The 22,561-nt window shown below is 63.6% G+C and carries 24 protein-coding genes and 1 tRNA gene; 11 read left to right on the top strand and 14 right to left on the bottom strand.

Going from position 1 to position 22,561, the window contains the following annotated elements; all coding sequences use genetic code 11:
- Positions 1–11 precede the first annotated feature (11 nt).
- A complete protein-coding gene (locus tag ACP159_RS12080; RefSeq protein ID WP_425099971.1) occupies positions 12–776 on the top strand; it encodes an amino acid ABC transporter ATP-binding protein in 765 nt (254 codons plus the stop codon).
- Positions 777–848: 72 nt separating this feature from the next.
- Positions 849–1,232 carry a hypothetical protein gene (locus tag ACP159_RS12075; protein ID WP_425099970.1) on the top strand — a complete coding sequence of 128 codons (384 nt, stop codon included), beginning with the start codon at positions 849–851 and terminating at the stop codon, positions 1,230–1,232.
- Between the two features lie 107 nt (positions 1,233–1,339).
- Here the strand turns inward: ACP159_RS12075 and ACP159_RS12070 are convergent, their stop codons facing one another.
- From ACP159_RS12070 to rpmH, 11 genes are all read right to left on the bottom strand, one after another.
- Positions 1,340–1,831 (bottom strand): SixA phosphatase family protein, encoded by a 492-nt coding sequence (locus ACP159_RS12070; protein WP_425099969.1) that lies wholly within the window; start codon positions 1,829–1,831, stop codon positions 1,340–1,342.
- A gap of 4 nt (positions 1,832–1,835) precedes the next feature.
- Complete coding sequence (locus tag ACP159_RS12065; protein ID WP_425099968.1) at positions 1,836–2,486, bottom strand: ferredoxin; 651 nt, start codon at positions 2,484–2,486, stop codon at positions 1,836–1,838.
- Positions 2,483–3,373 (bottom strand): acetylglutamate kinase, encoded by an 891-nt coding sequence (gene argB / locus ACP159_RS12060; RefSeq protein WP_425099967.1) that lies wholly within the window; start codon positions 3,371–3,373, stop codon positions 2,483–2,485. The genes ACP159_RS12065 and argB overlap by 4 nt, the downstream gene beginning before the upstream one ends.
- Positions 3,374–3,424: 51 nt before the next feature.
- Entirely contained in the window at positions 3,425–4,078 is a 654-nt protein-coding gene (yihA, locus tag ACP159_RS12055) for a ribosome biogenesis GTP-binding protein YihA/YsxC (protein WP_425099966.1), read from the bottom strand.
- Positions 4,075–4,818, bottom strand: a complete 744-nt coding sequence (locus tag ACP159_RS12050) for an MOSC domain-containing protein (RefSeq protein WP_425099965.1) — start codon at positions 4,816–4,818, stop codon at positions 4,075–4,077. The genes yihA and ACP159_RS12050 overlap by 4 nt, the downstream gene beginning before the upstream one ends.
- Complete coding sequence (gene yidC / locus ACP159_RS12045) at positions 4,815–6,629, bottom strand: membrane protein insertase YidC (RefSeq protein ID WP_425099964.1); 1,815 nt, start codon at positions 6,627–6,629, stop codon at positions 4,815–4,817. Before yidC ends, ACP159_RS12050 begins: the two co-directional genes overlap by 4 nt.
- A gap of 152 nt (positions 6,630–6,781) precedes the next feature.
- The gene (locus tag ACP159_RS12040; RefSeq protein WP_425099963.1) at positions 6,782–8,329 is read right to left on the bottom strand and encodes a putative bifunctional diguanylate cyclase/phosphodiesterase; all 1,548 of its coding nucleotides are present in this window, start codon (positions 8,327–8,329) and stop codon (positions 6,782–6,784) included.
- Positions 8,330–8,404: 75 nt separating this feature from the next.
- A complete protein-coding gene (gene ttcA, locus ACP159_RS12035; protein WP_425099962.1) occupies positions 8,405–9,268 on the bottom strand; it encodes a tRNA 2-thiocytidine(32) synthetase TtcA in 864 nt (287 codons plus the stop codon).
- 171 nt (positions 9,269–9,439) lie between these two features.
- Entirely contained in the window at positions 9,440–9,682 is a 243-nt protein-coding gene (gene yidD / locus ACP159_RS12030; protein WP_425099961.1) for a membrane protein insertion efficiency factor YidD, read from the bottom strand.
- The gene (gene rnpA / locus ACP159_RS12025) at positions 9,679–10,086 is read right to left on the bottom strand and encodes a ribonuclease P protein component (protein WP_425100022.1); all 408 of its coding nucleotides are present in this window, start codon (positions 10,084–10,086) and stop codon (positions 9,679–9,681) included. The genes yidD and rnpA overlap by 4 nt, the downstream gene beginning before the upstream one ends.
- A 17-nt stretch (positions 10,087–10,103) precedes the next feature.
- Positions 10,104–10,238 carry a 50S ribosomal protein L34 gene (rpmH, locus tag ACP159_RS12020; protein WP_043868490.1) on the bottom strand — a complete coding sequence of 45 codons (135 nt, stop codon included), beginning with the start codon at positions 10,236–10,238 and terminating at the stop codon, positions 10,104–10,106.
- 283 nt (positions 10,239–10,521) lie between these two features.
- Here rpmH and ACP159_RS12015 point away from each other — a divergent pair, with 283 nt between their 5' ends.
- The 7 genes from ACP159_RS12015 to ACP159_RS11985 all read left to right on the top strand — a co-directional run bounded on the left by ACP159_RS12015 (position 10,522) and on the right by ACP159_RS11985 (position 17,866).
- The gene (locus tag ACP159_RS12015; RefSeq protein ID WP_425099960.1) at positions 10,522–11,256 is read left to right on the top strand and encodes a TVP38/TMEM64 family protein; all 735 of its coding nucleotides are present in this window, start codon (positions 10,522–10,524) and stop codon (positions 11,254–11,256) included.
- 3 nt (positions 11,257–11,259) lie between these two features.
- A complete protein-coding gene (locus tag ACP159_RS12010) occupies positions 11,260–12,681 on the top strand; it encodes a dihydrolipoyl dehydrogenase family protein (protein ID WP_425099959.1) in 1,422 nt (473 codons plus the stop codon).
- 14 nt (positions 12,682–12,695) lie between these two features.
- Positions 12,696–14,078 (top strand): sensor histidine kinase, encoded by a 1,383-nt coding sequence (locus ACP159_RS12005; protein WP_425099958.1) that lies wholly within the window; start codon positions 12,696–12,698, stop codon positions 14,076–14,078.
- An 84-nt stretch (positions 14,079–14,162) separates the two neighbouring features.
- Entirely contained in the window at positions 14,163–15,452 is a 1,290-nt protein-coding gene (locus tag ACP159_RS12000; RefSeq protein ID WP_425099957.1) for a hypothetical protein, read from the top strand.
- Positions 15,453–15,730: 278 nt separating this feature from the next.
- Positions 15,731–17,071: a hypothetical protein gene (locus ACP159_RS11995; protein WP_425099956.1), complete on the top strand. Its 1,341-nt coding sequence runs from the start codon at positions 15,731–15,733 to the stop codon at positions 17,069–17,071.
- 116 nt (positions 17,072–17,187) lie between these two features.
- Positions 17,188–17,264, top strand: a tRNA-Arg gene (locus ACP159_RS11990).
- A 140-nt stretch (positions 17,265–17,404) separates the two neighbouring features.
- Complete coding sequence (locus ACP159_RS11985) at positions 17,405–17,866, top strand: NUDIX hydrolase (RefSeq protein ID WP_425099955.1); 462 nt, start codon at positions 17,405–17,407, stop codon at positions 17,864–17,866.
- A gap of 132 nt (positions 17,867–17,998) precedes the next feature.
- Here ACP159_RS11985 and ACP159_RS11980 read toward each other — a convergent pair whose 3' ends face one another.
- From ACP159_RS11980 to ACP159_RS11970, 3 genes are all read right to left on the bottom strand, one after another.
- On the bottom strand, positions 17,999–18,505 hold the full coding sequence (locus tag ACP159_RS11980; protein ID WP_425099954.1) for a flavin reductase family protein: 507 nt from the start codon (positions 18,503–18,505) through the stop codon (positions 17,999–18,001).
- Between the two features lie 69 nt (positions 18,506–18,574).
- Positions 18,575–19,462, bottom strand: coding sequence for an aldo/keto reductase (locus ACP159_RS11975; protein WP_425099953.1), 888 nt, complete (start codon positions 19,460–19,462; stop codon positions 18,575–18,577).
- Between the two features lie 32 nt (positions 19,463–19,494).
- Positions 19,495–20,649: an LLM class flavin-dependent oxidoreductase gene (locus ACP159_RS11970; RefSeq protein ID WP_425099952.1), complete on the bottom strand. Its 1,155-nt coding sequence runs from the start codon at positions 20,647–20,649 to the stop codon at positions 19,495–19,497.
- An 83-nt stretch (positions 20,650–20,732) separates the two neighbouring features.
- On the opposite strand from ACP159_RS11970, the gene ACP159_RS11965 reads away from it, so the two are divergent.
- Together ACP159_RS11965 and ACP159_RS11960 are read left to right on the top strand one after the other, a co-directional pair.
- Complete coding sequence (locus ACP159_RS11965) at positions 20,733–21,434, top strand: GntR family transcriptional regulator (protein WP_425099951.1); 702 nt, start codon at positions 20,733–20,735, stop codon at positions 21,432–21,434.
- Positions 21,435–21,463: 29 nt separating this feature from the next.
- Positions 21,464–22,552 carry a Gfo/Idh/MocA family protein gene (locus ACP159_RS11960; RefSeq protein ID WP_425099950.1) on the top strand — a complete coding sequence of 363 codons (1,089 nt, stop codon included), beginning with the start codon at positions 21,464–21,466 and terminating at the stop codon, positions 22,550–22,552.
- The last annotated feature ends 9 nt before the right edge of the window (positions 22,553–22,561 follow it).

Here is a 22,561-nt window from a genome sequence, read left to right as displayed (position 1 = left end):
GAGCCTCGGAAATGGCTGAACCGATCATGAAAGTATCCGACGAAGTCGCGATCACCATCGAGAACATGAACAAGTGGTACGGCACCTTTCACGTGCTGCGCGACATCGACCTGACGGTCTACCGGGGCGAGCGTATCGTCATCGCCGGTCCGTCCGGCTCCGGCAAGTCCACGCTGATCCGTTGCATCAACGCGCTGGAGGAGCACCAGAAGGGCAAGATCACCGTGGATGGCACGGTGCTGTCCTCCGACATCAAGAACATCGACAAGATCCGCTCCGAGGTCGGCATGTGCTTTCAGCACTTCAACCTCTTCCCGCATCTGACGATCCTCGAGAACTGCACGCTCGCGCCGATCTGGGTCCGCAAGATCCCGAAGAAGAAGGCCGAGGAAACCGCGATGCACTTCCTCGAAAAGGTGAAGATCCCGGATCAGGCGAACAAGTATCCGGGCCAGCTTTCAGGTGGTCAGCAGCAGCGCGTGGCCATCGCCCGGTCGCTCTGCATGCGTCCGCGCATCATGCTGTTTGACGAGCCGACGTCCGCGCTCGACCCGGAGATGATCAAGGAAGTGCTCGACACCATGGTGGAGCTCGCGGAAGAGGGCATGACCATGCTCTGCGTGACCCACGAGATGGGCTTTGCCCGGCAGGTGGCGAACCGGGTGATCTTCATGGACCAGGGCCAGATCGTCGAACAGAACGAACCCGAGGAATTCTTCAACAACCCGCAGAACGAGCGGACGAAGCTCTTCCTGAGCCAGATCCTCGGACACTGAACCAGCAAGGCCTCCGGAGAAATCCGGGGGCCTTCTTCATTGCAGAGTATGGTTTTTCAAGCGGGGCTGACCATGTCCGAAATCGACTATCACAACCCATTCACCTGGTTCCGTGGGCCGCTGGGTGGTGACGTGGTCCAGAACATCTCGCCCGCTTTCACCAATGTCGACATTGCCGGGAACGTCGATGTCGAGCGCCGGGTGGTGCGCGAGGTGGCGAGTTATGGCGATCAGCTTGGCACGATCCTCGATGTAGTCGCGATGCTGGCGAAGAACCTTGACCAGACCGACCCGAGGGTGGTGAAACTCCTGCAGCTCAAGCAGCAGGTCGACGCCATCGTCGAGCAGGAAGAGGCCGGGGCGGTACGGCGGGCGGAGAAGGCGCTAGATGCGCTGGAGAAAGTCAAACCGGAGAAGGCCGAGGAGATCATACGCAGACGGCGTCCGGAACTCTGATGCCCTAAAGCGCCCTGCCTTTTACCTGAACAACCTGCGCCACAAATGTCCCGATAGCACCGCAGGTGCGACAGGGTATTTGTGGCTCAGGTTTTAGGCGGGGCGCTTCACTCTGTCAGGTCTCTGGGTACGATGTAATCCACCACCCGGCCGCTGCCCGGCTGCAGGTCTTGCCAACTGTCGATGTCGAAATCCACCACCAGCGTTGCGCCAGTCGGGCAATGGGGGAATTTCGGATGATCCGGCGGGGCTTGCACGACGCTTTCCATCAGGATGCCCATGCCGGGATTGTGCGCCAGCACCAGAACTGCGTCCCCTTTCGCCGTGTCGTAGAGCAGATCGAGGATCGTCGTCGGCGCGGCGTTGTAGAGAGCGCTGAGGTAGTTCACGGGGGCGTCTAGCGCAGCCCGCGCCAGCGTCTCGCGGGTGCGCGTGGAATCCGAGCACAGCACCCGATCCGGCAAGTAGCCCTTTTCCCGCATCCAGTCACCCAGCGCTTCCGCCGACCGCTGGCCGCGGGCGTTGAGCGGACGGGCGTGGTCTTCGAGATCGAAGGACCAGTCGGACTTGGCGTGGCGCATCAGGATCAGACGTTTCATGGCGTCACTCTCCCAGAAAGGCAGCCATGTGAAAAGCCGATTGCGACGGGGGCCGGCGGAAATCCTGCGACACCGGGCAGGCGCGCCGCACGAGGCACCCGGCCATGCAGGCCGCGCCCTCGGCGGTGGCCAGATGCGCCTTGCAGGCGGGCACGTCGTAATCCTGTCCCAGGCCCATGGCGCCGACGGGGCAGGCGGTGGTGCAGGGGGACGGGCACGTCAGGCAGGGGTTTGGCGACGGCGCGGGCAGGGCCAGCCGGTCCGGCAGTGCAATCGCGCCGCGATAGCTGATGAACAGCCCGGCCTCGGCCTGCACCAGCAAGTGCACCGGCGAGGTCCAGGCGTGTCCGGAGGCCTCGGCCCAGCGGACGAACGGCGCATAGGGCGGACCGTCGGAAGGGAAGATCGGGGTGCCGTGCCATGCCTCGGCCAGGGTGCCCAGCACGCGCTTCGACCAGTGGTCCAGCGGATCGGGTTTGCTGGCGGCATATTCGGGAGAGGCGGTGAAGATCGCCCAGAATCCCGGCTCGTCGGGACCCAACAGAACCAGTGTCCGCGTCCCCTCGGGCGCGTCATCGTCCGGGCCGGGGTACAATGCACCCCGAACCCGGAGACCGGCAGCCCGGGCCGCGCGGTCCAGATCGGCGAGGGTCATCCCTGTTTGCGCGAGGGCAAGTCCGCCTTGCGGATCAGCGAGCCGGAGCCATGCTCGGTGAAGAGTTCCAGCAGGCAGGCATTCGGCACGCGCCCGTCGATGATGACGACGCCGCGCACGCCCGCCTCGATGGCCTTGAGCGCTGTTTCCGTCTTCGGGATCATGCCGCCCGCAATCACGCCGTCCTCGGTCATCTTGATAACGTCCTCCGGCGTCAGCGCGGTCACCACCTCGCCCTCCGCATTCTTCACGCCCTGCACGTCGGTCAGCAGCAGCAGGCGATCCGCCTGCAACGCACCCGCAATCGCCCCGGCCGCCGTGTCGCCATTGACGTTGAAGGTCTCGTTCTCGTTCATGCCGGTGGCCACCGGGGCCACAACCGGAATGATCCCGGCGGAGAACATGTCGCGCAGCACCTGCACGTTCATCTCCACAGGCCTGCCGACAAAGCCCAGTTCCGGATCGTCCGCCTCGCAGACCATCATGTCGTCGTCCTTGCCGGACAGCCCCACAGCACGGCCGCCCTGATCCATGATCGCCTGCACGATGCGCTTGTTGACGAGGCCGGTCAGAACCATCTCCACCACCTCGACGGTGGCCTGATCGGTCACCCGCTTGCCACGCACGAAGCGCGATTCGATGTTCAGGCGCTTCAGCAGGTCGTTGATCATCGGCCCGCCGCCATGCACGACAACCGGATTCACGCCGACCTGCCGCATCAGCACAATGTCGCGGGCAAACTCGGCCATGGCGTCCTCGTCGCCCATGGCATTGCCGCCGAATTTCACGACGACGATGGCGCCGGTGTAGCGCTGCAGATAAGGAAGCGCCTCGGACAGCGTCCGGGCCGTGGCAATCCAGTCCTGATTCATGTTCTGCTTTCTCATGATCCGATCCCTGCGGTTTGCCGGGAGTCTGCCCTCAGTCGCGGGAGAATGCTAGGGCAACCCGGCGATAATGCTGCGCAGGGTCGGCAGGCCCCAGCCTTTTTCGCTGCTTGTGACAACGATCTCCGGATAGGCCGCGGGGTGCTTCGAAAGCTTTTCGCGGATCTGGTTCAGGATCTTGTCCCGCTCGGTTTCCTTGACCTTGTCGGCCTTGGTCACCACCACTTGGAAGGTCACGGCGGACTTGTCGAGCAGCGTCATGATCTCCTCGTCCACCGCCTTCACCCCGTGCCGATGGTCGATCAGCACGAAGGCCCGGCGCAGGTTGGCGCGGCCGGACAGGTACTGCTTGAGCAGCGCCTGCCACTTCCCGACGACGGCGACCGGGGCGTTGGCGAAGCCATAGCCCGGCAGGTCGACGAGATAGCGCTCCGCGCCAAGGGTGAAGAAGTTGATCTCCTGCGTCCGTCCCGGCGTGTTCGACGCCCGCGCCAGCCCTTTGCGGCCGGTCAGGGCGTTGATCAGGCTCGATTTTCCGACGTTGGAGCGCCCGGCGAAACAGACCTCGACCCGGTCGTCCGGGGGCAGGTGCTGCATGCCGACGACGCCTTTCAGGAAGTCCACCTCCCCGGCGAACAGCTTGCGGGCGGCCTCGCGGGCGTCATCGCCCGGCTCATCGGCCAGCGGAAAGGGCAGGGTTGTCATAGCGGGGTCACCTCGTCGCCGGCTGCCACGCGGCCGCCCGTGATCACTTCGGCCCGCACCGAGAAATCGCGGTGGCCGAAGCTGTCCAGCGTTTCCAGGATTTGCGCGTCGCGCGCGCCGGTGTCGGGGTTGTTGTGTGTGGCCAGACAGCGGTCCGTGCGCTCGCGCAGGCGCAACACGGCGTCGCCGATCCGGACATCGCTGCCGATCCACTCGAATTCTTCCCAGGCTGCGCCACCATCGAACCAGATATTCCCCCGCCAACGCTGCCGGGACAGCGCATGGCCGATGCGCTCTTCGACGGCCCGATGCGAGGCGGCGTTGCACAGTGTCACGCTTGGAAAATCGCTGTCGCAGAAGCCCTGCCTTTGGCCGCGCACGACGCGCACCGATTGCGCCCGGCTTTCCGGGATGAAGCCGTCTGTCCAGGCGATCAGCTTGTCGCCCTCGCGGTCCGGATCGAAGGTCAGGTCCGGACGCTTCGGGTGCGACAGGGTCACGCGCCCGGTCGCCTCGTCCAGCTTTGCGCGGATCGCTCCAAGCTCCGGCGCCTTGGTGCCGATGGAGAAGTTGCGGCAGGATACCCACTCGGAGCCGTCGGCCTCGGACATCTCGTGCGCAACCGCCCAGGTACGGTCCCATGGCAGCATTTTCCCGGCCTCAAGAAGGACCTGAGCCACGGACTCGCGTCCGTGGCTCTTGATCGGGTGCCGCCAGATTTCGCTGACAGTCCGAGTCATTTCTTTGCTTTCTCCCGGGGTTTGCCGGTGATGTTGCCGAGCAGGTCCGGCTTGTACCCCTGGCTACGCATGATCAGGTATTGCTGGGTGAAGGTGATGGTGTTGTTGGCGATCCAGTACACCACGAGACCCGAGGCAAATCCTCCGAGCATGAACATGAAGACCCAAGGCATCCAGGCAAAGATCATCTTCTGCGTCGGATCGGTCGGCGCCGGGTTCAGCTTTTGCTGCAGGAACATGGATATGCCGAGCAGCAGCGGCAGGATGCCGATGAAGACCAGCGCCAGCACGGAGCCGGGTTCCGGCGCGGCCCAGGGGGCGAGACCGTAGAAGTTGAACAGGCTTGTGGGATCGGGCGCACTCAGGTCCTGGAAGGGACCGAAGAACGGCGCGTGGCGCAGTTCGAAGGTGACGAAGATCACCTTGTAGAGGCTAAAGAAGATCGGGATCTGCAGCAAAATCGGCAGACAGCCCGCGGCCGGGTTGACCTTTTCCTTCTTGTAGAGCGCCATCATCTCCTGTTGGAGCTTCTGCCGGTCATCTCCGGTCCGCTCCTTGATCTTCTCCATTTCCGGCTGCAGTTCCTTCATCTTCGCCATGGAGACGTAGGACTTGTAGGCCAGCGGGAACAGCAGAGCCTTGAGGATCAGGGTCAGTGCGATGATCGCGATGCCCATGTTTCCGATGACACCGTTGAGCCAGTGCAGGACGGCAAAGATCGGTTTGGTGAGGAAGAAGAACCAGCCCCAGTCGATGGAATCGATGAAGCCCTGCACACCCGCCTTCTGGTATTCCCGGATGGTTTCCCATTCCTTCGCACCGGAGAACAGCTGCGTGGTGACCGCACGGGTTTCGCCCTGTGCCAACTGGATCGTCGGCAACACTGTCTCGGTCTGGTAGATTTCCGTCTCGCCGGTCTTGTTGTACTTGGTGACTTGCTTGAAGCCCTGACCCGGTTCCGGGATCAGGATCGTCTGCCAATAGTGATCGGTGAAGCCGATCCAGCCATTTTCGGCGACCTGGGTGACTTCGGCCTTGGCCCCCTCGCTCTCGAGGACGCTGAAATCGGCCATATCCTTGTAGTCGACCTCGCCCAGTGTTCCGTCCGCCATGCTGACGACGCCCTCGTGAAGGACGAAGAATTTCTTGATGTTTTTCGGGATGCCGTGCCGGGCAACGATGCCGTAGGGCGCGAGGGACACGGAGCCGGCGCCTGTATTCTCGACCGACTGAGTGACGGTGAACAGGTAATCCGCGTCGACAGCGATGGTGCGGCGGAAAGTCAACCCGGCGGGGCTCTCCCAAACGAGGGTGACCGGGGATTCGGTGGTCAGGTTTTCACCCGCTTCCACGGTCCAGAGGGTGTTCGCGCCCGGCACGTCGGTGGACGCGAGCCCGGCACCGGCTGCCCAGCCGTAAAGCGCGTAATACGGCGTTTCGGAGCCGACCGGGTCGAGGATCTGCACGATCGGTGAGCTGTCGTCGATCGTGGTGTGATAATCCTTGAGCCGCAGGTCGTCGATGCGGCCGCCGGTGAGCGAGATCGACCCTTCGAGCCGGGCTGTGTCCAGCAAAAGGCGTGGGGCATCGGCGGTTTCGGCTGCGGCTGCCGGGTCCGGCTGGCCGACTTCGGTCACCGCAGCCGTGGGAGTCGCTGCCACGTCGTCCGGTGCCTGCGCGGTTTCCGTAGCGACGGGCGCGTTCGGATCCACTGCCGCCTGTTCGGGCGGCGGGAACAGAAGGAACCAGACCAGGATGACCACGAAGCTGAGCGCCGTGGCAAGGATGAGGTTCTTGTTCTGATCGTCCATGGAGACAGCCGCCTTTGCCTTTCCGAAATACTGGCGGGGTTCAACCGTTCCCGGGGCCAAAGGTCAAGCGGAATCGGGGCAAACCGCGGGAAACGGACCCAACGAAGGGCGTTGTCCGGGTCCTTGACCGCATGCCTGTCGCGCAGATGTGATCAGCCGGAGCGGCGTCCGAGGTTTTGTGCCTCGGCAATCTTGAGGCTGTACTCCCGGGCCCAGGTCACCATCTGGTCGGTTGGCATCGGTCGCGCGATGCCGAAGCCCTGAACGTGATCGCAACCGAGTTGCGATAGCAAGGCGTGCTCTCCGACGCTTTCGACACCTTCCGCGAGGGTCTCGAGGCCAAGTCTGTCCGCCATGCCGAGGATCGCCGCCAGCATGCGGTGCTGGTCCTCGTCCCGGTCGATCCGGCTTACGAAGCTGCGGTCGATCTTGAGACGGTGCACCTTGAACCTGCGGAGCGCGGCGATCGAGGCGTGGCCGGTTCCGAAGTCGTCGAGGTCGATGTGGCATCCAAGCTTGCCGAGTTCGACGATGTTGCGGGCAACGATGCCTTCCGGCGAACTGGCGATCACGGTTTCCAGCACTTCGATGCCGAGCCTATGCGGTGTCAGTCCGAAGCGGTCCATTTCCCACTGGATTCGCTCGGTCAGCCGCGGGTCGCGCAATTCGACTTCGGAGAAGTTGACGCTGACACGGGGAATATCGAGTCCGGCCTGGTCCCAGCTGCGCAGTGCGGTCATGCTGTGCTGCAGGACAACCTCGTTCAGGCGATCCATCTTGCCCGATTCTTCGAGGCAGCGCAGGAACTGCGCGGGCGGCACGATACCCCGTTCCGGATGTATCCAGCGGGCAAGCGCCTCGACCCCGGTGATCGCGCCGGTGGACGTGCAGACCTGGGGCTGGAACCACGGCTGGATCTGGCCGTTGTCGAGCGCCTTGTCGACCTCGCCCTGAAGCGATTTCTGTGCCGTGTAGGCCGCGCGCATGCTGTCCGACCACGCCCGGATCGCGGATGGCCCGTTCGACAAGGCTTCGGACAGGGCGATCTGCGCGGCTTCGATCAAGTCATCGCCACGGGCGCCGGGTTTCAGGCGTGGGCTGCCGCAGAACCCGATGGAGGCGGACAGGTAACGCATGGAGTTGTCAACGGAAGCGGGTTCTTCCAGCGCTGTCTGGAGGCGCGTGGCCAATTGCAGCAGCGCCTCCAGGTCGAGCCGCACGGAGGGCGACAAAAGTGCCATGAAGCGATTGTCACTGATCCGTACGGCGCGATCGTCCCGGCGCAGCGTGTTGCGAATGCGTGTGAGGGTCAGGTCGCGCAGCGTTTCGAGCGTTGTCTCCCCGGCGCGTAGCGCGATCTCCTCGAATCCGTCGATCTCGATGAGGATGCAGGCCGTGGACAGACGCGCCGTCGCAGCCGCCTCCATGGCTTCGGAGGCGATGGCGCCGGCCTCCGCCGTCCCGACGAGATCCTTTTGCCCCTCTGCCGCTATTGCGGCACCTGCCGTTGCGGGAAACCCGCCGGACAGAAAGTACAATAGGGGAAGCCCCAGCGCCGTGACCAGCAGCAACGGCTCGCCCCCGAGCCAGAACGCGGCCAGAGCAGCCGCCGGCAGAAATGCCAGAGCCTGGGGTCCGAAAAGGCTGCGGCGCAGCGCAAGGCGCATGTTGCCCAATCGTGCTTTCCATGCCGCCTTCATCCGGTATCCTTTCCAGAGTTCTGGAACGGACCCTAGGCGAAATGGGTAACCCGGTTCTTAACGGCGAGGCAGGAATTACGGCGAATTTTTGTCTTCGCCAGTCCGCATCAGGCCCGCGAAGTCAAAAAGCTTCGGATCGAGCATGTGCGACGGGCGGATGTTCATCAGGGAGCGGAACATGACCTGCCGCCGTCCGGGAGAATTTTTCTCCCATGCATCAAGGATTTGCTTGACCTGCTGGCGTTGCAAACCGTCCTGGCTTCCACACAGGTCGCACGGGATGATCGGATATTTCATCGCCGCCGAAAAGCGCTCGCAATCCGTCTCGGCAACATGTGCAAGCGGGCGGTAAACGAACAGATCGCCGTCCTCGTTGACCAGCTTCGGCGGCATGGTCGCAAGGCGGCCGCCGTGGAACAGGTTCATGAAGAACGTTTCGAGAATGTCGTCGCGATGATGGCCGAGCACGACGGCACTGCATCCCTCTTCGCGCGCGATTCGATAAAGATTGCCGCGCCGGAGACGCGAGCACAGAGCGCAGAAGGTCCGGCCCTGGGGCACCTTGTCCATGACGATGGAATAGGTGTCCTGGTATTCGATCCGATGCGGAACGCCCATTTTCTCAAGAAAATCAGGTAGAACCGTTGCGGGAAATCCCGGTTGGCCCTGGTCGAGGTTGCAGGCGAGCAACTCGACGGGCAGGAGGCCGCGCCATTTCAATTCGTAGAGAATGGCGAGCAGCGTATAGCTGTCCTTGCCCCCCGACAGGCAGACCAGCCATTTCGGCGTGGTGCCATCCGTCCGCGGCTCCACCATGCCATATTGCTCGACCGCCTCGCGCACGTTCTGGACAAGGCGCTTGCGCAACTTCTTGAACGCGGTGCTCTTGGGAGCGCCGTGGAACAGCGGGTGGATATCGTCGAGATCATCGTCAAGCATGGCGGCGCTTTACGCGCTTTCGTGCCATGCGGCAAGCGTGCGGCTCAGTGCGGCCTGCGACGCGCCGGGCAACGGCACCGGGGCTGTGACGCTCTCGTATTCGACGACGTATCCAAGGCTGGGGTGAAGGATGGAAGATGCACTGCCGGAGCCGTCTAGCCCATAGCGCGATCAGTCGACGTGGTTGTTGCGGCGCTCGGGAACGTTGTCGATGCCGGAGCCGCCCCAGGGATGGCATCGCAGGATGCGGCGGATTGCGAGGTAGCTGCCCTTGATCCCGCCGTGTTTCTCGAGCGCTTCGAGCGCATAGGCCGAGCAGGTCGGCTGGAAGCGGCAGCCGTGACCGACCCAAGGCGAAAATACCAGACGGTAGAGCCGCACCGGGACGGCAGCGATCTGGGCGAGCGGGGTCATGGGCGCGCCGCGTGAACCTTCGCCAGAGCCCGGCGCAGGTCCTCCTGCATGTCGGTGAAATCCCTGGTCGCGGTCAACTCCGCCCGTCCGATCAGAACGTAATCCCAGCCGTCGCGGCCCAGCCCGGGCAGGACCAGACGCGCAATCTCGCGCAGCCGTCGTTTGGCGCGGTTGCGGGCGACGGCATTGCCGACCTTCTTGGAGCAGGTGAAGCCGACACGCATCCCGTCCGCCTCGCCGTCACGCCGCTTGCGGGCTTGCAGAAGAAACGCGGGGCAAGGCGCACGTCCGGCGCGGGCGGCGGCGAGAAAGTCGCCGCGCTTGCGCAGGACCTGCACAGGCAAAAGGGCCGCCTCGGAAGCCTCCGGGGCGGCCTTTTGTTCAGTCAAACCACGCTCCGCCATCGGCGAAGCGGCCAAACTCAAGCGCTCAGCGACTTGCGGCCGCGGGCGCGGCGCGCGTTCAGGACCTTGCGGCCTGCTTTGGTGGCCATGCGCGCACGGAACCCGTGGCGGCGCTTGCGAACGAGGTTCGACGGCTGATAGGTGCGTTTCATCGCGGCTACTCCGTGTCGGTGGCCAGAGCGATGGATTCGCAGGCCAATGCATTCGAAGCCCGTGCTATAGGGGGCGTCCGGCGACATGTCAAACGCAGATCGGACGGAAAATGCAACATTTCTGCGGGGGGACGCCGTGAAAATGTTACAGTTCCCGCAGCTGGCCCCGGTTTTGCTCACGAGAGCGCGGGTTCAGGATCAATCGGGCGTGAGAAAGCCCGTATTCGGGTGCCCTCGCACACATGTTCACGGCATGTTTGACATGAACAAGGCCCGAGAGACAATGAACGACATGACCCAGACCGCGCCCGCCTCGGGCCTGAAACGCCATCTGCCGCTGCTGACCATTCTTGTCGTGGCGGTGATCGGGTTCTTCACCCTGCGCGATTACCTGTCGTTCGACACGTTGCAGGACAATCGCGAGACGCTGCTGACGTTCCGTGACAGCCATTACGCCGTGCTCGTCCTGATGTTTCTTGCACTCTACATTGTCATAGTCGCCTTTTCCCTGCCCGGTGCGGCGGTGGCCTCGGTTACGGGCGGCTTCCTCTTCGGCCTATGGGCAGGCACGGTTTATAACGTCATCGCCGCGACCATCGGTGCTTGTGCCATCTTCTTCGCGGCGCGGGCCGGGCTGGGGCAGGCGCTGGCGGCCAGGCTCGATGCCTCGGAGGGCACGGTGAAAAAGCTCACGCGCGGTCTGCACGAGAACGAGATCAGCGTCCTGTTCATTCTTCGCCTCGTGCCTGCCGTGCCCTTCTTCGTCGCCAACCTGCTGCCCGCACTGGTCGGGGTGAAGTTCCGCAACTTCCTGCTGACAACCGCGCTCGGCATCATTCCCGGCGCTCTGGTCTTCACCTCCATAGGAGTCGGCCTTGGCGAAGTCTTCGACCGGGGAGAGCGACCGGACCTGTCTCTGCTCTGGGCGCCGCACATCATCGGTCCGATCTTGGGTCTCGCGGCGCTTGCGGCCCTGCCCATCGTCACCAAGGCCCTGCGTGGCCGGTCGGAGGGCTGAGACATGGCCGCGAAAACGCTGAAAACCGATCTTCTGGTCATCGGGGCAGGCTCTGGCGGGCTCTCCGTCGCAGCGGGCGCTGCGCAGATGGGCGCGGATGTGACCCTGCTCGAAGGCCACGAGATGGGCGGCGATTGCCTGAACTACGGCTGCGTGCCATCCAAGGCGCTGATCGCCAGCGGCAAGGTTGCCGAAGGCATGCGTCATGCCGCGCCCTACGGCATCGCCGATGCCATGCCGCAGGTCGATTACGCCGCCGCCAAGGATCACGTCGCCGATGTCATCGCCACCATCGCGCCGATCGACAGTCAGGAACGTTTCGAGGGGCTGGGCGTGCGGGTGATCCGCGAGTACGGCGCATTCGTCTCGGAAACCGAGGTGATGGCGGGCGAGACCCGCATCACCGCGCGGCGCATCGTCATTGCAACCGGCTCCTCGCCCTTCGTGCCGCCGATCCCTGGGCTGGCGGAGGTGCCGTATCTCACCAATGAGACCCTTTGGCAGTTGCGGGAACGGCCCGAACACCTGCTGATCATCGGCGGCGGACCCATCGGCATGGAGATGGCGCAGGCGCATCGGCGGCTGGGCTCCCGCGTGACGGTCATTGAGGGCGCGAAGGCGCTTGGCAAGGACGATCCGGAGTGCGCCGCCGTGGTGCTGGACGCACTGCGCGGGGAGGGCATCGAGATCGTGGAAGGGGCGCAGGCCGCCTCCGTCCGGGAATCGGAGGGCCAGATCACCGTCGAGACACCGAAGGGCGCCTTCACCGGCTCTCACCTGCTCGTGGCTGTTGGTCGCCGCGCCAATACCGACCGGCTCAACCTCAAGGCCGCCGGGATCGAGACGACGCGTACGGGAGTCAAGGTCGATGCCAGCCTGAGGACCAGCAACCGCCGCGTCTATGCCATCGGCGACGTCGCGGGTGGGCTGCAGTTCACCCATGTGGCGGGCTATCACGCCGGGATCGTCATTCGTTCCGCGCTCTTCGGCCTGCCCGCGAAGGCGAAGACCGATCACATCCCCTGGGCCACCTACACACAGCCGGAACTGGCGCAGGTCGGGCTGACCGAAGAGCAGGCGCGTCAGGCTCACGGCGACAAGCTCGAGGTCGTCCGCTTTCCATACACCCACAACGACCGTGCCATCGCCGAGCGCAAGACCCTTGGCCTGATCAAGCTCATGGTCCTCAAGGGTCGCCCCGTCGGCGTCTCCATTGCCGGGCATCAGGCGGGGGAACTCATCAACCTGTGGTCGCTCGTCATTGCGAACGGCCTGAAACTCAGCCAGGTCTCGGGTATGGTATCCCCCTATCCCACCATCGGAGAACTTAACAAACGCGCGGCGGGGGCCTATTTTACCCCGAGGCTGTTCGAGAACGAGACAGTCAAGACAGTGGTGCGGCTGGTGCAGCGTTGGCTGCCCTGATACGACAGCGGGCGATGTTGAACTCTCTCTCCGGCAGATTCCTGATCCTGACGACGGTATTCGTCATGCTGGCGGAGGTGTTCATCTTCGTGCCCTCCATTGCCCGGTTTCGGGAGGATTACCTGCTGGCCAGGCTGGAGCGCGCGCAGATCGCGTCGCTTGCGCTGCTCGCCGACGACATGATCAGTCCGGAACTGGAGGCGGAACTGCTGGACAACGCCGGTGTGTTCAACGTCGTTCTGCGGCGGGATGACATGAGGCAGCTGGTGCTCTCCTCGCCCATGCCCGGCGAGATCGCCGAGACCTTCGACCTGCGGGAAGCCACCGCCTGGGAGCTGATGCGAGATGCGCTGGTCCGGCTGACCGATCCGGGGGACCGGGTGATCCGGGTGATCGGCAATCCGTTCCGCGATGCCGGGCAGCTGATCGAGGTGACCATGGACACAGAGGGGCTGCGCATGGCGATGGTCGATTACGGCCTGCGCATCCTGCTGCTGTCGGCGGTGATCTCGATCATCACGGCTTTCCTGCTGTTCCTTGCGGTGCGGGTGCTGCTCGTCAAGCCGATCAAGGGGGTCGTCGGGCACATGCAGGCCTACGCCGCCAACCCCGAAGACGCTCGCCGCATCATCCAGCCATCCGCGAGCGTGCGGGAGCTCCGCGAGGCGGAAGAGGCCCTGCAGACGATGCAGACGCAACTGACGCAGGCGCTCAAACAGAAGGAGCGCCTGGCGCAGCTGGGCGGGGCGGTGGCCCGGGTCAGTCACGATCTGCGCAATATCCTGACGTCGGCGCAGCTTTTCACGGACCGCATCGAGATGTCCGAAGACCCGGCGGTGAAGCGCATGGCGCCGAAGCTGGTGAACTCCATCACCCGCGCCGTCAGCCTCTGCGAGGGGACGCTTGCCTTTGGCCGTGCCGAGGAGCCGGCACCGCGCCTGACACTGTTCAATCTCGCCGAACTGACCGGCGAGGTGCTGGAGGCGGAGCGGCTGGCCATCGGGGAAGAGGACATCAGCCTCTCCGAAGACGTCCCGGCAGGCATGATGGTGCGCGGCGATCCCGAACAGATCTACCGTGTCCTGTCCAACCTCGTGCGCAACGCGCGGCAGGCGCTCTCTGCCACCGGCAAGCCGGGGGAGATCAGCATCGCCGCCTTTACCGAGGACGATGACTGGCACATCACCGTTTCCGACACCGGCCCAGGCCTGCCACCCAAGGCGCGCGAACATCTGTTCCAGCCGTTTCAGGGCGGCGCGCGCAAGGGCGGCTCGGGCCTTGGCCTTGCCATCGCGGTGGAGCTGATCCGCGGCCATGGCGGCGACCTGATGCTCAAGCGCACGGACGCCACGGGCACCTGCTTCGAGATCCGCCTGCCCATGGGCGGGGTCGCCTGACGCAGGATCGAGGCTTCCGATCCGTGTACAATAGGTTAACTTTTGGCCGGATAGCTCCGTTTCGTTTTGGCCAAAGGATATCCCATGCGCCCCGTCACCCTTGCCTGCCTTCTCGCCTCCCTTTTGCCCACCAGCGCCTTCTCCCAGACCCTGCTGAGCGGCGATCACAGCATCGATGGCAATCTCTGCGTCGGGTTTGGCTGTACGGGAAGCGAATCTTTCGCGGGCGATCAAGACCTCAAGATCAAGGAAGCGGACCCCCGGATCCGGTTCGAGGATACGTCAACCAACCCCGCTCTTGCGACGGTCGACTGGGACATTCAGACAAACCAGCTCTCTGGTCCCGCATCCTTTTTTGCCATCCGCAACGTCGATTTGAACACAACCATCCTGCACCTTGAAGACGACGCCGGCCTGAACGCGATCTACGCCAGCGACAGCGGCGTGGGCCTCGGCACCTCGATCCCGCAGGCCGGACTGGATGTGGTTGGAGCGCGTGAGGATTTCGTGCGTATGGAGCGGACCAATACCGTATCCGGGGCGCAGGCCTGGGAGTTGGGGCTTGATGGCAACGGCAGTTTCTATCTTGGCTATGACGGAGCGGGCAAGCCGATCCCAATTGTCGTGGCACCCACTGCCAAGACCCAATCGATTGTTGTCGACTCGTCTACCGTAGGAATCAATTATCTGGGAGACGCGGTGAATTTCCGGGCGTTTGGTACTGGTAGCAACGATCTTTTTTTCCAGGCTACGACAGGTCGGTTGTTGCTTGGTCCCTTCCAGGCGCCGCAAGCGCCACTGCACATCAACCGCACCGATGGCAGCGCCCGGGTCTTCGTTCAGGACAGCAGCACCACCCGCGCGCCCCGCGAGATGTTCAAAATGGAGAACAATGGCGGCTCCTATTTCACCCTGCGCGACAGCTCGAACGGTCGGGAATGGTATTTCGTGCACGAGAACAACCCCGATGGCCGGTTCTTCATCAACCACTCCGATGGCGGTCGGCAAATGGCCCTGACCCGGAGCGGCGACATGACGATCCCCGGTCAACTCTTCACCGGCGGCTCCTGCTCCGCCGGCTGTGACCGGGTGTTCGACGCGGATTACCCGCTGCCGACAATCCCGGAGCAGGCGGCGATGATGCGCGAGCTCAAGCACCTGCCCAATGTCGGCCCCACGCCGGAGGACGGCCCGTTCAACCTCACCGCCATGACCGGCGGCATGCTGAACGAACTGGAGAAGGCACATCTCTACATTGCCCAACTCGACGAGGCTTTGGCCGCCGAGCGTAAACAGAACGCAAGACAGGCCGAGATCAACCGAACCATCGAGGCCCGCCTCGCCCGCCTCGAAACGCTGCTTGAGGCGCAATAGGCTTTGGCGCTGGCAGATATGGCCCATGTGGACAGCCGCGACTGAGGCCATGCGCCTCCCCGGTCGTCGCAGTTTGAGCGGCGGTTGCATGCTGGCGAGGACGCGCGGCTGCAAGGCCGGAACAGGTTCGGAAATCTGTTTGCCGTGAGGGAGGTCAACGGAGGCTGCGACGCGTATTCCCACTAACCTTGACAGGATGTTGTCGCCCCCTCAGACTATTGCGACCCAATCAATTTCCGTCTGCGACGTTTCTCGTCAATTCCTTCAGGAGTTGCCAAATGCGCTTTTCTTTGCCACCCGACCTGTCAGGTTTGATCTCCGGCCTCACGGTTTTCCTGCTGTCCGCCGCACCCGCCGGATCACAGACCCTTCTTGCAGGTCCTCACAGTATCTCCGGCCCATTGTGCGTCGGAAACCTGTGTACGGGATCGGAAGCGTTTTCGGGGGATGTTGATCTTCTTGTCAAGGAATACGACCCACGCTTGCGGTTCGAGGATACCTCCACAACCTTCGGAACGCCGACGACCGATTGGGAACTGCGGGCCAATGATCTTGGCGTCGGAGGCGAATATTTCGCTGTCGTGAATGCCGATACGGACACGCCGGTGTTTCGGCTCGATCGGGACGCGCCCGCCAATGCGCTCTATGTGGCGAACAATGGCAAGGTCGGACTGGGCACGGCGATCCCGCTCGCCGACTTGCAGATCGAAAGCGCGTTGTCTCCGTCCATCCGGCTCAATCAGAATGGATCGGGGGGGGCTCCTGCCGGTTTCTATGATCTGCAATACAACAATCAAGGGTTTGATCTTGTCGGAAGTTCCGGAAATCAGCCGTTTTCTGTCCTGAACAACGCCTTGACCGGGGCGGTGTACGTCAATCCCAATGGTTTGATCCTGAATTCGCAGCAAACCAGCGCATTCGAGCTCGATGTCCGCAGCGTGACCTATCAAACAGCATTCTTCGTGGATGGCGGGTCCGGCAATGTCAGTGTCGGGATGGCATCGCCTCAAGCCTCCCTGCATGTGCAGCGGTCGGACGGTAGCGCGCGGGTGCTGGTCGAGAACACGACCGCCAGCGCCGCCGCCGCACGGGAAATGTTCACGATGAGGAACAACGGCGGAAGTTATTTCACGCTCGAAAACACGGCAACCAACAGGCAATGGTACTTCGTCCATGAACACAACCCGGCTGGCCGTTTCTTCATCAACCATTCAGACGGCGGACGCCAGATGGCGCTTACCCGAACCGGCGACATGACGATCTCGGGCCAGCTATTCACCGGCGGCTCCTGCGCGGCGGGCTGTGACCGGGTGTTCGACTCGGATTATCCTTTGCCGAGCCTTGCCGAGCAGATGGCAGCGATCCGGGAGAAGGGGCATTTGCCGAATGTCGGTCCGACGGAGGAAGACGGTCCGTTCAACCTATCTGCCATGTCTACCGGGATGCTCAACGAACTGGAGAAGGCCTATCTTTACATCGACCGGCTGCAGACGGCCCATGACGCGCAAAAGGCCGAAATCGACGCGCTTCGCGCCGAGGTCCGGGCGCTGGCAAAAAGGATGGCGGGGTCAGCGGAAGACGGGGGTTCGGGGGCGGAAATCGCAAGGGGAAAGAAATAAAGTGAACCAAAACAATGGATTGAGAGGGGAATTGCCAGATGGCAAGTCTTTCCGAGCAAGAAATCCGAAAAACCCCCTTGCGCTCCCCCCGCAGCATCGCTAAATCCCGCCTCCACGGACCGATAGCTCAGCTGGATAGAGTACTTGACTACGAATCAAGGGGTCGGGGGTTCGAATCCTCCTCGGTCCGCCAGCATTCAAAAAGGCCGCGCTGCTTCTGCAACGCGGTCTTTTTCATATTCAGTTTTTCAAGCCTGCTCGGGCATTCATGCATGAAATGCTGGCGATGTTGGTCTAGACTTCGTCGGGAGCAGAAAAGACAAAGAGGCACGCATGCCGGACATCGCGGAACAGATCGCGGCGCTTCCCATGCATTGGGACAAGGACGGAAATCTTCGGATCCTGATGGTGACCTCGCGGGAAACCAAACGCTGGGTCATGCCGAAAGGCTGGGAGATGGATGGCAAGAAGCCGTGGCGCGCGGCGGAGATCGAGGCGCTCGAAGAGGCGGGAGCGGTTGGCCGCATCTCACGGGAGGCGATTGGTACCTACACCTATCTCAAGCGGCTGGACGATGGTTCCGCCTTGCCCTGTGAGGTGCGGGTTTATCCGATGATCGTGCAGAAGCTGAAACGCGACTGGAAGGAACGCAAGGAACGCAAGCGCCACTGGTTCACGCCCAGGAGCGCGGCGTCTAAAGTCCAAGAGGCGGAACTGTCCGAGTTGCTGCTGACACTGTGCAAGAAACCGAAGAAGGATCCGACGATCCGTGCCCTGTTGAACCGGGCGTCGTAACGGCGGGAGCCGGGCGTTTCCGGCTGAAAAGGCTGCGCATCTGCCCCTGGGCGACGGGCGTCTCGCCGAGGGCCAGGCCGCAAATGGCCCCGCCGGGCCGATCGCCCGGATGAGGGGACGGGGCAGGGACGCTCACGGCGCCTTTTCGAAACCGCCGTATGCGCCGCCGACGAAGAGCAGCGGATCGCCGTCCCGCGTCGTGACCCGCTCGACCCGGCCGACCACGATGGAATGATCGCCGCCGTCATGGGTGGCGTGGGTCACGCATTCGAAGCGCGACAGGCAGCCGTCCAGCAGCGGCACGCCGTGCTCGCTCCGGTGCCAGTCGAACTGGTCGAACGCATCGCCATCCCGGGCGAATGTCCAGCAAGGCGACGCGTGGTCGCGGGCGATGACGTGGATTGCAAAGCGCTCCGCGGCCGTGAAGAACGGATAGCGCGAGGAGGACTTCGCCGGGGCCCACATCACCAGCGGAGGATCGAGCGACAGGCTCGAAAAGCTGTTCGCGGTGATCCCGAGCGGCCCGGTCCCGGTCTCGCAGGTGATCACGGTCACGCCCGTGCCGAAACGGCCGAGCGCCTCGCGAAAGGCGCGGCTGTCCATGGCGGAGGGATCGAAGGTGCGGGTCACAGCGTTCATGTCCCCACCAATATCGGGATTTCATGGGCTTTTTCAGGCATAAACCCGGCACCATGTGGGCCTTGGCCGTCACGGCACCTCATGGCCAAGCGCCTCGGTATACAGATCAAACCACATCTCCCGGTCCAGTGTCACCCGGGCAGCGTCGCCGATGCGGGCGATGCGGTCCAGATTGTTGGTGCCAAGAACAGGTAGGATGCGCGTCGGATGGGCCAAGAGCCAGGCAATGGCCACAGCGGCCTCATCGACGCCGTGATCCGCGCCGATCTGCGAAAGCTTTGCCCGAAGCCCCGCGTTCTTCGCGTCGAACAGAGTACCGCCACCGAGCGGGGACCAGGCCATGAGCGCGTGACCCTGTTTCTGATGAAAGGCGATGTCGCCATTGGTGAACGGGGCGCTGTGCAGGAGGCTGATCTCGATCTGGTTGGTGGCGAGAGGTGTCGTCATAGCCGATTGCAACAGGTCCCAGTCCCAGGGGCGGAAGTTCGACACGCCAACGGCACGGACCTTGCCGGATTTCACCAGATCATCCAACGCCGCGCCGGTCTCGTGATGATCCATCATCGGGTCCGGGCGGTGGATCAGCAGCAGGTCGATGCGGTCGGTCCTCATCAGGCGAAGCGACTGCTCGACGGAGGCCTCGATATGGGCGCGGGAGGTGTCGTAGTATTTCACGCGCTTGCCCGCATGGCGCCCCGCCGGGGCGACGATGTCGCATTTCGTGACGATTTCCAGCTTGTCGCGCAGGGCCGGGGTCAGCGCGTTGCCAAGGATCTCTTCCGCCATGTAGCCGCCGTAGATGTCGGCCTGGTCCATGGTCGTGATGCCCTGATCCAGACAGGCGTCGATCTTCGCCCGGACATGCTCCGGCGTGGTGTTCTCGTCGTCGCCGATGCGCCACATGCCATAGACAAGGCGGCTCATTTCAAGGGCGTCGTTCAGGCGGATGCGGTCCATGTTCATTCCTTTTGTCTCGCGCGCCGGTGGCGTCAGCGGCGCTCCCCGACGCCGAGCGGCGTCGGCGGCGTGGTGGCCGGTACACGACCATAGGCCTGCGGCAGGGAGCATGTCTTCATCTGCGGCAGCACGCGACTGCCAAAATGCCTGCATTCGTCCATATGCGGATACCCGGAAAGGATAAAGGCACGGATGCCCATCTTCTGATACTCTTCGAGCTTGGAGAGCACCTGATCGGTGGAGCCGACAAGCGCCGCGCCGCAGCCGGAGCGGGCGCGTCCCACGCCGGTCCAGAGGTGCGGCTCGATGAAGCCTTCCATGTCCGCGAGTTCGCGGTTTCGCGCCTGATGCGACACGCCGAGCGAACCTGCGTCGAGCGCCCGCTCGCGGATCGCCTTGCCCTGTTCGTCGCCGAGTTTGCTGACGATATGCTCCGCCCACTCCCGCGCCTCGGCTTCCGTGTCGCGGACAATGACGTGGACGCGCAGGCCGTAATCGAGTGTGCGGTCAAAGCGTTTGGCCACGGCGTTCACCGCTTTCATGCGCTCGGCCAGCATGTCCTTCGTCTCGGGCCACATCAGGTAGACGTCGCAATGCTGGCCGCAGAGTTCCAGCGCGTCGGGAGAGTAGCCGCCGAAGTAAAGGAGCGGGCCGCCGGTCTGGTAGGGCACGGCGGGATCGGTGGTCAGGCCGGAGAAGTCGTAGACCTGGCCCTTGTAATTGATCTCGCCCTGCGTCCAGGCCTGCTTGAGTATCTCGACCACTTCGCGGGAGCGTTGGTAGCGAAAGGCGCTCTCCGCCTTCTCGCCGGGAAAGTCGGAGGAAATGATGTTCACCGTCAGCCGCCCCGCCAGCATGTGGTCCAGCGTGGCGATGGTCCGTGCCAGCATGATCGGCTGCATCTCGCCGCAGCGCACGGCGGCGAGCATGTTGATCCTGTCCGTGATCGGGGCGCAGCCAGCGACGAAGCTGAGCGTGTCCTGGCCGACCTGATAGGACGAGGGGCACAGGATATTGCGGAAGCCCTGCGCCTCGGCCTCCTTCACGATGCCGGAGCAATGCGCGAAGGAAGACCGCAGACGACCCTCCGGCACGCCAAGATATTCGTAGTCGTCGGAGCAGAGTGCGGCAAACCACGAGACCTCGGCGGCGTCGAGATCAGGAGAGGTGATGGGAACGACCGACATAACATGCCCCTTCGATGCATTTTCTCTTGCGTAGCACTGGCTGATGTGTAGATCAATAGTGTAACAATTCTTCCCCGGACCCCATGACTGACCGCCACGCCCTGCCGCTTCATGTTCAGATCAGCGAGATGCTGATCCGGGACATTCATGCCGGTCGGTTGATGGACGGAGAGCGCCTGCCGCCGGAACGGGAGATGGCGGAGCGGCTCAAGATCAGCGTAGGGACGCTGCGCAAGGCGCTGGGAGATTTGACGGACAAGGGGATGCTGGAGCGCGTGCAGGGCTCCGGCAACTACGTTCGCGCCAAGGCGGGCGCGGCGTCGGTCTACGCGTTCTTTCGGGTGGAACTTCTGGAGGGCGGCGGTTTGCCGACGGCGGAGGTGCTGTCCGTGCAGCGGTTGGAGAAGCCTGCGGACCTGCCGGACTTCGGCGTGTCCGGGGAGGCCCATCGTATAAGGCGGTTGCGGCGGCTGAACGGCGTCCCGGCCGTGCTCGAGGAAGTCTGGCTCGACGGGCGTTATGCCGAGCGGATCGCGCCGGGTGACCTGCGGGAGTCTCTGTACCTTTTTTATCGCGAGGCGTTGAACCTCTGGATCACCCGCGCCGAAGACGCGCTAGGGCTTGCGGGGGTGCCCGACTGGGCACCAGGCGCGTTTGGTCTGGCTTCCGGCACGCAGACGCTGCAGGCCACGCGGATCAGCTGGGGGCAGGACGGGGCGCGGGCCGAGGTTTCGCGCAGTTGGATCAACACGGACGTCGCCCGCTACGTCGCGCGGCTTGCGTGACACATCAGGCCTTTGGAGGGGCCGCCAATATGGACATCATCAATTACGGCGTGATCGGCTGCGGCATGATGGGGCAGGAGCACCTGCGCAACATTGCGCTGCTGCCCGGCGCACGGGTCGCGGCGATCTACGAGCCGAACGAGATCATGGCCAATGCAGCGAAGGCCATCGCGCCCAATGCACGCCTATGTGCGTCCATCGCGGACCTGCTGTCGGATGAGACGCTCCATTGCCTGCTGGTGGTCAGCCCGAACCACATGCACGTCGGGCAGATGGCAGAGGTGGCGGCGATCCGTCCCTTGCCCATGCTGATGGAAAAGCCGCTCTACACGAGCGTGCAGCAGGGCCAGGAACTGGAGCGGATCAAGGCGTCCTACCCGGCGCCGGTCTGGGTGGCGATGGAATATCGCTACATGCCGCCTGTCGCGACCTTCATCGAGCAATTGCAGAACGCCACCGGCGGCGTGACGATGTTCTCCATCCGAGAGCACCGCTTTCCCTTCCTGCCGAAGGTCGGTGACTGGAACCGCTTCAACCGGAACACCGGCGGGACATTGGTTGAGAAGTGCTGCCATTTCTTCGACCTGATGCGGCTGGTTCTGCAGTCAGATCCGGTGCGGGTGATGGCCAGCGCCGGCCAGGTCGTGAACCATCTCGACGAGCGCTATGACGGCGAGACACCGGATATCTGGGACAGTGGCTACGTGATTGTCGATTTCGCCAGCGGCGCACGGGCGATGCTGGAGCTGTGCATGTATGCCGAGGGGGCGCGGTATCAGGAGGAGCTGTCTGCGGTGGGTCCGACCGGCAAGATCGAGGCCTTCGTGCCCGGCCCCGGACGCTTCTGGCCCACCCATCTCGGCCTGCCGCCCACCGCGCAGGTGATCGTCAGCCCGCGCCATCCGAAAGGTCCGCAGGCGGTGGACATCCCGGTGGATCCGACGCTGCTGGCGGCGGGGGATCACAATGGCTCGACCTTCTACCAGCACAGCCGGTTCCTCGACGTTGTGCGCGGCCTTGCCCAGCCGGAGGTGACGTTGGGTGATGGTGCCTGGGCGGTTCGCATGGGATTGGCGGCGCAAGAGTCCGCCATATCGGGCCAGTCGGTCGCCTTCTGATTGCGGCGC

The sequence above is a fragment of the Tropicibacter sp. S64 genome (genome assembly GCF_049803835.1).
In the GTDB taxonomy this organism is placed as follows: Bacteria; Pseudomonadota; Alphaproteobacteria; order Rhodobacterales; family Rhodobacteraceae; genus Pacificoceanicola.
The sequence above is the reverse complement of the archived record's forward strand: the minus strand, read 5'-3'. Positions and strand labels throughout refer to the sequence as shown.

What these genes read in the sequence shown, in the direction of transcription:
- ACP159_RS12080 (WP_425099971.1), top strand. Translation starts at nt 12, where the DNA reads ATGGCTGAACCGATCATGAAAGTATCCGACGAAGTCGCGATCACCATC.
- ACP159_RS12075 (WP_425099970.1), top strand. Translation starts at nt 849, where the DNA reads ATGTCCGAAATCGACTATCACAACCCATTCACCTGGTTCCGTGGGCCG.
- ACP159_RS12070 (WP_425099969.1), bottom strand. Translation starts at nt 1,831, where the DNA reads ATGAAACGTCTGATCCTGATGCGCCACGCCAAGTCCGACTGGTCCTTC.
- ACP159_RS12065 (WP_425099968.1), bottom strand. Translation starts at nt 2,486, where the DNA reads ATGACCCTCGCCGATCTGGACCGCGCGGCCCGGGCTGCCGGTCTCCGG.
- argB (WP_425099967.1), bottom strand. Translation starts at nt 3,373, where the DNA reads ATGAGAAAGCAGAACATGAATCAGGACTGGATTGCCACGGCCCGGACG.
- yihA (WP_425099966.1), bottom strand. Translation starts at nt 4,078, where the DNA reads ATGACAACCCTGCCCTTTCCGCTGGCCGATGAGCCGGGCGATGACGCC.
- ACP159_RS12050 (WP_425099965.1), bottom strand. Translation starts at nt 4,818, where the DNA reads ATGACTCGGACTGTCAGCGAAATCTGGCGGCACCCGATCAAGAGCCAC.
- yidC (WP_425099964.1), bottom strand. Translation starts at nt 6,629, where the DNA reads ATGGACGATCAGAACAAGAACCTCATCCTTGCCACGGCGCTCAGCTTC.
- ACP159_RS12040 (WP_425099963.1), bottom strand. Translation starts at nt 8,329, where the DNA reads ATGAAGGCGGCATGGAAAGCACGATTGGGCAACATGCGCCTTGCGCTG.
- ttcA (WP_425099962.1), bottom strand. Translation starts at nt 9,268, where the DNA reads ATGCTTGACGATGATCTCGACGATATCCACCCGCTGTTCCACGGCGCT.
- yidD (WP_425099961.1), bottom strand. Translation starts at nt 9,682, where the DNA reads ATGACCCCGCTCGCCCAGATCGCTGCCGTCCCGGTGCGGCTCTACCGT.
- rnpA (WP_425100022.1), bottom strand. Translation starts at nt 10,086, where the DNA reads ATGGCGGAGCGTGGTTTGACTGAACAAAAGGCCGCCCCGGAGGCTTCC.
- rpmH (WP_043868490.1), bottom strand. Translation starts at nt 10,238, where the DNA reads ATGAAACGCACCTATCAGCCGTCGAACCTCGTTCGCAAGCGCCGCCAC.
- ACP159_RS12015 (WP_425099960.1), top strand. Translation starts at nt 10,522, where the DNA reads ATGAACGACATGACCCAGACCGCGCCCGCCTCGGGCCTGAAACGCCAT.
- ACP159_RS12010 (WP_425099959.1), top strand. Translation starts at nt 11,260, where the DNA reads ATGGCCGCGAAAACGCTGAAAACCGATCTTCTGGTCATCGGGGCAGGC.
- ACP159_RS12005 (WP_425099958.1), top strand. Translation starts at nt 12,696, where the DNA reads ATGTTGAACTCTCTCTCCGGCAGATTCCTGATCCTGACGACGGTATTC.
- ACP159_RS12000 (WP_425099957.1), top strand. Translation starts at nt 14,163, where the DNA reads ATGCGCCCCGTCACCCTTGCCTGCCTTCTCGCCTCCCTTTTGCCCACC.
- ACP159_RS11995 (WP_425099956.1), top strand. Translation starts at nt 15,731, where the DNA reads ATGCGCTTTTCTTTGCCACCCGACCTGTCAGGTTTGATCTCCGGCCTC.
- ACP159_RS11985 (WP_425099955.1), top strand. Translation starts at nt 17,405, where the DNA reads ATGCCGGACATCGCGGAACAGATCGCGGCGCTTCCCATGCATTGGGAC.
- ACP159_RS11980 (WP_425099954.1), bottom strand. Translation starts at nt 18,505, where the DNA reads ATGAACGCTGTGACCCGCACCTTCGATCCCTCCGCCATGGACAGCCGC.
- ACP159_RS11975 (WP_425099953.1), bottom strand. Translation starts at nt 19,462, where the DNA reads ATGGACCGCATCCGCCTGAACGACGCCCTTGAAATGAGCCGCCTTGTC.
- ACP159_RS11970 (WP_425099952.1), bottom strand. Translation starts at nt 20,649, where the DNA reads ATGTCGGTCGTTCCCATCACCTCTCCTGATCTCGACGCCGCCGAGGTC.
- ACP159_RS11965 (WP_425099951.1), top strand. Translation starts at nt 20,733, where the DNA reads ATGACTGACCGCCACGCCCTGCCGCTTCATGTTCAGATCAGCGAGATG.
- ACP159_RS11960 (WP_425099950.1), top strand. Translation starts at nt 21,464, where the DNA reads ATGGACATCATCAATTACGGCGTGATCGGCTGCGGCATGATGGGGCAG.